The organism is Staphylococcus pasteuri (genome assembly GCF_003970495.1).
GTDB classification, from domain to species: Bacteria; Bacillota; Bacilli; order Staphylococcales; family Staphylococcaceae; genus Staphylococcus; species Staphylococcus pasteuri.
This window is the reverse complement of record NZ_RXWW01000076.1, coordinates 1-8,986: the sequence shown is the minus strand read 5'-3', so window position 1 is coordinate 8,986 and position 8,986 is coordinate 1. Positions and strand designations below refer to the sequence as shown.

Sequence of the window (8,986 nt, the reverse complement as noted above, 5' to 3'; positions counted from 1 at the left end):
ATGTAAGATTTAAAATAATATTATTCAATAAGTAATATGCTCATACTATATTTATAGCTTACGCAACTTGGAGTAATTAACTTAAATTTTTATGCTAAAAATAATTTTGAATTTTATTCGAAACATGAGTATAATGAATTGTAAAAACAAAATATAAAACAGCTATTATATATTAAAATTATTTACATTGAATACAGACGATTAAGAACTTTGGTTTATGATAAGTAAATTTTAGGAGAGTTGCCCAATGAAAACTAAAGGTAAGGAACCTACGAATAAATATTACCTAGCAATGAAGCCGTATCTTTTAACTTTATTATATTTAGCAATATTTATCGCTTTATATTTAATATATGGTAGTGGAGATACACATAATAACTTCATTTATAATGAATTTTAATGAGGGAGAAAACTATGACAGATATTATTAATATTCTCAGTCAACTGAGTAAAGAACAACCAGATGTAGTAGCAGTTAGACATACGACTGATGAAATAACATATAAGCAATTAGATGAAGTTTCTAGTAAGCTTGCACATCAATTACAAGGCAGTCAACAACCTATGATTTTATTTGGTCATATGTCGCCTTATATGATTGTAGGTATGATTGGTGCGATTAAAGCAGGTTGCGGCTATGTGCCTATCGATACATCTGTACCAGAAGAGCGAGTGAAGATGATAATCAATAAAGTTCAACCAGAATATATTTTTAACACAACCGATTATGAATTAGATCATCAACATGTACAGATGATTACGATTGAAGATGTTGTTAATTCACAAGACTCAATTATTTTTGATAGTCAAATGAAGGATAATGATGTTGTATATACTATTTTCACATCAGGTTCTACAGGTGAGCCAAAAGGTGTTCAGATCGAATACGCTAGTCTTGTTGAATTTGCTGAATGGATGAATTCATTGAATCAATTAGGTAATGGGAAAGAATGGTTGAACCAAGCGCCATTTTCATTTGATTTATCAGTTATGGCAATTTACCCATGTTTAGTTTCTGGTGGCACTTTAAATCTTGTTGATAAAGACATGATTAAAAAACCAAAACTATTAAATGATATGTTATTAGCTACGCCGATTAACATATGGGTTTCTACGCCATCATTTATTGAAATGTGCTTATTACTACCAACATTAAATGAAGAACAATATGGTAGTTTAAATCATTTCTTCTTCTGTGGAGAAATTCTTGGACACAGAACAGCTAAAGCATTAGTTGATAGATTCCCTAATGGTGTTATATATAATACTTATGGTCCTACTGAAGCTACTGTAGCGGTGACTAGTATACAAATTACGCCAGAGATTCTAAAGCAATATAATCCACTTCCAGTAGGCGTTTCAAGACCTGGCACTAAATTAACGACAACTGATGAAGGTGAATTAGTCATTCAAGGTCAAAGTGTAAGTGTTGGTTACCTAAAAAATGAAGAAAAAACAACTGCCGTGTTTAACTTTGAAGATAGAGTGAGAACATATCACACAGGAGATAAAGCTAAAGAAGAAGATGGTTTATGGTTTATTCAAGGTCGTATAGACTTCCAAATCAAATTGAATGGTTACCGTATGGAATTGGAAGAGATAGAATCACAATTACGAGACTCTGAACTAATTAGAGAAGCTATTGTAGTTCCTGTTTATAAAAATGACAAAGTAACTCATCTTATAGGAGCTGTTGTTGCAACTGAAAAAGTAGAAGATGACAGACAAATGACAAAGAACATCAAAGATGAACTTAAAACGCGCTTACCAGAATATATGATTCCTCAAAAGTTTGTTTGGATGGAACAATTACCACTTACATCTAATGGTAAACTAGATCGTAAGAAGATTGCAGAGGTTGTTAACGGATGATACCTTATGGCACGTTTACATTCTTCTTAATTTCATTCATTGTACTAATTCCTGTTATAATTCTTGGCTTTTTAGGTAAGCGAAGCTATATATATAACGGTATTACGACAGCAATAATGGTTATACTGATATTTTCATCAGATAAACATAATTTGTTTGGTCAAAAGTATTTAAGTGTTCAATTAATCAGTTTTATCATATATGTTATTTGGCAAGTTGGTTTAATCATGTTTTATTATAAATCTAGACAAAAGAATAATACTTTTTCAAAATTTGTGATTATCATGGTTCTGTCAATATTGCCATTAGCACTAGTTAAAGTATTACAAAGTACATGGTTAGGTGGGCATCAAATTCATTTCCATGAAAGTAAATTAATTGAATTTGTTGGTTTCTTAGGTATTTCATACGTTACTTTTAAGAGTGTTCAACTAATCATGGAAATCAGAGATGGTTCAATTAAAGAAATCAAAATTGGCAAATTAATTCAATTTATCTCATTCTTCCCAACTATCTCATCTGGACCAATTGATAGATATAAACGTTTTGTTAAAGATGACAAAAAGGTACCAACTGGTGGGGAATATAGAGAATTAGTTTTAAAAGCAATTCACATGATTATGTTAGGTTTCTTGTATAAATATATCATTGCTTACTTCATTCAAGTATATGCGATCAATCCACTACAAATGAATTTACATGGATTTACTCATATGTGGTTATATATGTATGCATACAGTTTCTATCTATTCTTTGATTTTGCAGGTTATAGTTTATTTGCCATAGCACTCAGTTATTTATATGGTATTAAAACACCACCAAACTTTAATAAACCTTTCCAATCTAAAAATATTAAAGATTTCTGGAATAGATGGCATATGACTTTATCATTTTGGTTTAGAGACTGTATTTATATGAGATCATTATTTTATATGTCTCGTAAGAAGATGTTTAAGAGTCAATTGGCTATGTCAAACATGGCTTTCTTCCTTAATTTCTTTATCATGGGAGTTTGGCACGGATTAGAAGTTTATTATATTATTTATGGCTTATACCATGCAGCATTATTTATAGGTTATGGTTATTATGAAAAATGGAGAAAAAATCATCCTCCACGTTGGCAAAATAAATGGACTAACGCGTTAAGTGTTGTCATCACATTCCATTTTGTAACGTTCGGCTTTTTAATTTTCTCAGGTAAATTTATTTAATAAAGGAGTAATTAATTATGGAATTTAGAGAACAAGTATTAGACTTATTAGCAGAGGTTGCAGAAAACGATATTGTAAAAGAAAATCCAGATGTAGAAATTTTCGAAGAAGGTATTATTGATTCTTTCCAAACAGTAGGTTTATTATTAGAAATTCAAAATAAATTAGATATCGAAGTTTCTATTATGGACTTTGATCGTGATGAGTGGGCTACACCAAATAAAATTGTGGAAGCATTAGAAGAACTACGATGAAATTAAAACCTTTTTTACCCATTCTAATTAGCGGCGTTATATTTATTATATTTGTTCTGTTACCCGCACAATTATTTACAGGGCTAATTAATGATAAAACGCTTGCTAATAATAGAATTTCATTAACAGATCAAGTATTAAAAGGCACGCTCATTCAAAATCAACTATATAAGTCGGATAAATATTATCCAGTTTATGGTTCAAGTGAATTAGGTAAAGATGATCCATTTAATCCAGCAATTGCGTTAAATAAGCACAATTCAGATAAACCAGTATTTTTACTAGGCACTGGTGGGTCAACAGATTTAATTAATGCAGTAGAACTTGCATCTCAGTATGATAATTTAAAAGGTAAAAAATTAACTTTTATTATCTCACCACAATGGTTTACTAATCATGGATTAACAAACCAAAACTTTGATGCTCGTATGTCTCAAAATCAAATTAACACGATGTTTAATCAAAAAAATATGCCTGCTGAATTGAAACAACGTTATGCCAAACGTTTATTGCAATTCCCGCATGTACATAACAAAGCGTATTTAAGAAAAGTTGCTAAAGATCCACATAATGTATCAGGTCACTATATTTCAGCATTTAAAGAAAATCAATTAATTAAGATTGAAGCAATTAAATCATTATTCTCTATCACTAAACCACCTTTATCTCATGTTAAACCTGCAACTGATGAAAAAGCATCATGGGGCCAAATGAAAGACAAAGCAGAAGTAATTGGTAAAAATAATACCAAAACTAATGATTATCATATTAGAGACCCATATTGGAAACTGATCAAAGAAAATAAACGTAAAATAAATCGTGATTATGAATTTAACGTTAATTCTCCAGAGTTCCAAGATTTAAAATTACTTGTTCAAACAATGAATAAAGCTGGCGCAGATGTACAATATGTAAGTATCCCATCAAATGGTAAATGGTATGATCATATTGGTATCGATAGTGATAGACGCCAAGCAGTGTACAAAAAAATTCATTCAACTGTCGTTGATAATGGCGGTAAAATATACGATATGACTGATAAAGATTATGAAAAATATGTCATTAGTGACGCGGTTCATATTGGTTGGAAAGGTTGGGTCTATGTAGATCAACAAATTGCCAAACATATGAATGACAAAAAACAACCTCAAGTTGATAAAGACAAACACAAACAAAAAGAATCAAATTAATAATTAACGCCTTTCAAGAATCTAAGATGACAAATAGTTCATCGAAGTATACTTGAAAGGCGTATTTTTTAGAATAAAGAAGTAGAAATAAAATAGCTTATAATTGATAAACAAATAGATACAAAAATAATTATGAATAACGGTTTTAAAGCTTTTGATTTTAAATCTTTGAATGATACATTTAATCCTAATGCAACCATTGCCATTAATAAGAAAATATTAGTTACTACCTCTATTATTTTTAATAATGCGTGAGGGATAGGAATATATGTATTGATTAATGCCATTAATATAAATCCAATTAAAAAATACGGAAAATCAATATGGTGTGCTTGTTTATCATTTTTATTCTTAAATTTCACAATAAAAATAAATATTAATATAACTGGAATTAATAAAAATACACGTCCTAATTTTGCTAATAAAGCTATTTTAAGAGATTCTACCCCAGCATAATTACCAGCCAAAACAACTTGTGCAATTTCATGAAGGCTAGTTCCAGACCAAATACCAAAATGTACAGGGGAGATATGAATGATTGAATAAATAAATGTATAAATTAATGAGAAGACAGTCCCTACTAATGCAATGATGCCGACACTAATAGCTGTATCTTTGTCTCTTGATTTTATAATTGGTGCTATTGCTGCGATAGCGGCTGCACCACAGATACCAGTACCAACGCCTAATAATGTTGTTATTGAAGTATCTGCTTTTACTATGCGACTAATAAAATAGGTGAATAGGATACTGAAAACAATAACGCACGCATCCATTAATAATAATTGACCACCATGTCCTAATATTTCATCGATATTTAATTTGAGACCATAAAAGACAATCGCAATTTTTAATAAGTATTTAGATGAAAATGTTATTCCACTTTTATAATCTTCTGGATATCCTTTGAAATGTCGATAAAGTATAGCAATAAGAATTGCGATTGATAAACCGCCAATTTGACTAAGGACAGGTAATTTAGATAATACAAGACTTATGATTGCGATGATAAATGTAAATAAGATACCTATAATAAAGTGCTTATCCTTAATTTTATTCATGACATGTTCCTCCTTTACGAAAAGTTTAGCATTACATAATTATATCGTTAAATAAATATTTAACATACTATCTATATCAAATTTGTTATAATCATATTAAAAATATAAATGAGTATAGAACAAGGAGAAAGTACATGGATCCTTACAAAGTATTAATAGAAGTGGTCAAAACAGCTAATTTTACTAAAGCGGCCGAGAATCTATATACATCTCAACCATCGATTAGTCGAGATATTAAAAGATTAGAAGCAAGATATAATGTTAAAATTTTTGAGTTTACTCGGCCAACAATATGTTTAACATCAGATGGAGAAAAGATTCTACGTTATGCGTTGCAACGTGAAAATATTGAACAAGAGTTATGGCATGATCTAAAAAATGACCTTAATATTATTGCTGGATCAATATCGATAGGTAGTAGTTACACATACGGCGAACAATATTTATCTGAAAAATTAATTAAAGTTGCTAATGAATATCCAGACTTACATGTTAATGCTTATTTAATGAATTCAGATACGGTCATAGATAATGTAAAACATAATATTGTTGATATTGGCATTATTGAACGTGAAATTCAAGATAACACACTTGATTTAGCATGTATTTCCCAAGATGAAATGGTTTTAATTTATAATAGGCAAATAGGCTTTGATAAGAATCAAGTATGTTATGTGAGAGAACAAGGATCTGGAACAAGGGTGTATCAGGAAATTGGATTAACTAGATTAGAATTGCATCCTTATTTGGTGGAAATTAATTCAAATCAAGTGATAGTAGATATGGTAAAAGCAGGTAAGGGATTTACAGTAATTTCTAAATCAGTATTAGAAAAAGAACCAAAAGAAGTGCTTGCTTCTATCGAGTTAGACGTGTTTCGTAATTTCTACCTTACTAAGCACAAAGATAAATACGTGGACAATAATTTAAAAGCCATCATAGATCTATTCGAATGCCAATATTATAATGATGAAACGAAAAAAGAATGATTTTATTAACTTTAATAAAAATAAAACAAATCCAAAATTTCAGAGACATAAAAATACCACTCAAATGATTGAATTCAATCCATCTGAGTGGTTACTATGTCTTAAATATCTATAATATATGAAGATTTTCATAATTTGTAAAACAAAGTAAATAATTACTTGTAAACAAATTAGAATACTTGTTCAACTTCGATAACACCAGGTACTTCTTCGTGTAAAGCACGTTCAATACCAGCTTTTAAAGTAATTGTAGAACTTGGGCATGTACCACAAGCACCATGTAGTTGTAATTTAACAATTCCGTCTTCAACGTCAACTAATGTACAGTCGCCGCCATCACGTAATAAAAATGGACGTAAACGTTCTATAACTTCAGCTACTTGATCAAACATTGTCGCATTCTCAGTAGGCATGAGATATGTCTCCTTTCAAGTATATTATTTCATTATCATTATTAGTACATTATAATAGATTAAGAACGAAAAATCTATAAATCAAAACGAGGGATTTCAATGACTAAAATAAGTGTTGTTGTTTATGGGGCAGATATTGTATGTGCGAGTTGTGTTAATGCACCGACATCAAAAGATACATTCGATTGGTTACAACCATTACTTAAGCGAAAATTTCCACAACATCAATTTGAATTTACATATATCGATATTGAAAAAGATACAGAAAATTTAACAGATCATGATCAACAATTTATTGAACGTATTCAAGAAGATGAATTATTTTATCCATTAATTACTATGAACGATGAGTATGTGGCAGATGGATATATTCAAACGAAACAAATAACACAATTTGTGGAGCAACATTTTTAAATATTAAAATGTCTAATTTTTATCTATAGAAAAAGAGGGAGTGGGACAGAAATAACATTTTTCCAAAATTTATTTCGTTGTCCCACCACGGCAAGGTTGACTAGAATTGAAAAAAGCTTGATACAAGTGCATTTTCAAATCAGTCAACTACTGCCAATATAAAATTTTAGCCTGAGACATTGATTTATGTCTCAGGCTGTCTTAATTTATATTTTTAACCATTATGATATTTATATAACCAAAGTACGCCTGATTTAAGGATGGAAGCAAGTCTACCTGTAACGGTACGATCCATGATATAAGCGAATCCTTGTTTATCACCAAGTGAACCTAAGAAGCCTTGAACTTTAAGTTCTGGCATTTTTTCAGGTAATGGCTCATTATTCCATTGTTTTTTCATGACATCAGCAATTTGTTCACCTTGTAACTCTGCTAATTGAGCACTTGGTGCATGCGGTAAATCTGCACAATCCCCAACTACATAAACGTTTTTGTATGTTGGAATTTGATGATACTGATTTAAAATAACACGACCATTATTGTTAATATCAATTGGTAAATTTCTAACAACTTCAACTGGTTGAATACCTGCTGTCCACACAACTAAATCTACATCTTCAGGAACACCATTATTATATATTTTACCTGGTTCAACTTTATCAATAACTGAGTTAGGTACAACTGTTACATTATGTTTAGAGAACCATTTTGCAATATAATTACTTAATTTTTCTGGGAAGTTTCTTAGGATTCGAGACCCTCTATCGTATAATAAAATTTCCAAATCAACACGGCTTTCCCTTAGCTCACTTGCTAACTCAATGCCGCTTAAACCAGCACCGACAATAGCAACTTTAGCCCCATTAGGTAATTCACTAATACTATGGAATGTTTCGCGAGCCTTTGATAGTGTCTGAATACTATGTGTGTATGTATCAGCACCTGGAACGTTGTGATATTTATCTTCACAACCTAAACCAATCACTAACTCATCATAATCGACTTTTGAATTACCTACTGAAATAATTTGTTCATCTAAATTAATCTCATTAATTTCCCCATAGACAGTATTCATTTTAGAATCTCCAGGAAATTCCATACGAACATCTTTGTCAGATTTTGTTCCAGCAGCTAGTGCATAAAATTCAGGTTTTAAGCCATGAAATGGCATACGATCGATTAATGTTAACCTATAACCATCTGGTAATGAATTAGGCAATATACGAGACATGATGCGCATATTACCGTAACCCCCACCTAATAAAACAATATTTTTCATTTTAGTATACCCCTTTATCCTAAAAATCTTGTTATAAATAAGTGTGCAATTGATTTAGAAAGACACTTATTTAATGTCATTTTATGCAATTATGCCCCTTAAAATGATGAAAAGAATAACCCCTTAACATCTTATTTATAAGACTATGTATTTATATGATTATTATATCGGTTTTTCAAATTGACTACAAACATATATCGAATGAAATTGAATATATTGTTTTATTTGTAAAAATTTCTATTTTTAACATTTTAAGCTCAAAGATAGTCATAACAACTGGTAGTTTGTTATAATATTATAACT

The 8,986-nt window shown here is 30.2% G+C and carries 10 protein-coding genes; 7 read left to right on the top strand and 3 right to left on the bottom strand.

Annotated elements, in window-relative coordinates; genetic code table 11:
- Positions 1–247 precede the first annotated feature (247 nt).
- From CD121_RS10445 to dltD, 5 genes are read left to right on the top strand one after another with little or no spacing between them, the layout of a single operon-like run.
- The gene (locus CD121_RS10445) at positions 248–400 is read left to right on the top strand and encodes a teichoic acid D-Ala incorporation-associated protein DltX (RefSeq protein WP_017637455.1); all 153 of its coding nucleotides are present in this window, start codon (positions 248–250) and stop codon (positions 398–400) included.
- A 14-nt stretch (positions 401–414) separates the two neighbouring features.
- On the top strand, positions 415–1,872 hold the full coding sequence (gene dltA, locus CD121_RS10440; protein ID WP_126568195.1) for a D-alanine--poly(phosphoribitol) ligase subunit DltA: 1,458 nt from the start codon (positions 415–417) through the stop codon (positions 1,870–1,872).
- The gene (gene dltB, locus CD121_RS10435; protein ID WP_046466497.1) at positions 1,869–3,083 is read left to right on the top strand and encodes a D-alanyl-lipoteichoic acid biosynthesis protein DltB; all 1,215 of its coding nucleotides are present in this window, start codon (positions 1,869–1,871) and stop codon (positions 3,081–3,083) included. Before dltA ends, dltB begins: the two co-directional genes overlap by 4 nt.
- Before the next feature lie 17 nt (positions 3,084–3,100).
- Entirely contained in the window at positions 3,101–3,337 is a 237-nt protein-coding gene (gene dltC, locus CD121_RS10430) for a D-alanine--poly(phosphoribitol) ligase subunit 2 (protein WP_017637452.1), read from the top strand.
- The gene (gene dltD / locus CD121_RS10425) at positions 3,334–4,527 is read left to right on the top strand and encodes a D-alanyl-lipoteichoic acid biosynthesis protein DltD (protein ID WP_029055600.1); all 1,194 of its coding nucleotides are present in this window, start codon (positions 3,334–3,336) and stop codon (positions 4,525–4,527) included. The genes dltC and dltD overlap by 4 nt, the downstream gene beginning before the upstream one ends.
- Before the next feature lie 68 nt (positions 4,528–4,595).
- Here the strand turns inward: dltD and CD121_RS10420 are convergent, their stop codons facing one another.
- Positions 4,596–5,588 (bottom strand): YeiH family protein, encoded by a 993-nt coding sequence (locus CD121_RS10420; protein ID WP_017637450.1) that lies wholly within the window; start codon positions 5,586–5,588, stop codon positions 4,596–4,598.
- A 134-nt stretch (positions 5,589–5,722) separates the two neighbouring features.
- Between CD121_RS10420 and CD121_RS10415 the strand changes: the two genes are divergently transcribed.
- Positions 5,723–6,577, top strand: a complete 855-nt coding sequence (locus CD121_RS10415) for a LysR substrate-binding domain-containing protein (RefSeq protein ID WP_046466499.1) — start codon at positions 5,723–5,725, stop codon at positions 6,575–6,577.
- 170 nt (positions 6,578–6,747) lie between these two features.
- Here CD121_RS10415 and CD121_RS10410 read toward each other — a convergent pair whose 3' ends face one another.
- Positions 6,748–6,990, bottom strand: coding sequence for a NifU family protein (locus CD121_RS10410; protein ID WP_002433501.1), 243 nt, complete (start codon positions 6,988–6,990; stop codon positions 6,748–6,750).
- Positions 6,991–7,089: 99 nt separating this feature from the next.
- Here CD121_RS10410 and CD121_RS10405 point away from each other — a divergent pair, with 99 nt between their 5' ends.
- Positions 7,090–7,404: a YuzD family protein gene (locus tag CD121_RS10405; RefSeq protein WP_046466500.1), complete on the top strand. Its 315-nt coding sequence runs from the start codon at positions 7,090–7,092 to the stop codon at positions 7,402–7,404.
- Positions 7,405–7,618: 214 nt separating this feature from the next.
- Here CD121_RS10405 and CD121_RS10400 read toward each other — a convergent pair whose 3' ends face one another.
- Positions 7,619–8,683 carry an NAD(P)/FAD-dependent oxidoreductase gene (locus tag CD121_RS10400; RefSeq protein ID WP_070452342.1) on the bottom strand — a complete coding sequence of 355 codons (1,065 nt, stop codon included), beginning with the start codon at positions 8,681–8,683 and terminating at the stop codon, positions 7,619–7,621.
- Positions 8,684–8,986 lie beyond the last annotated feature (303 nt).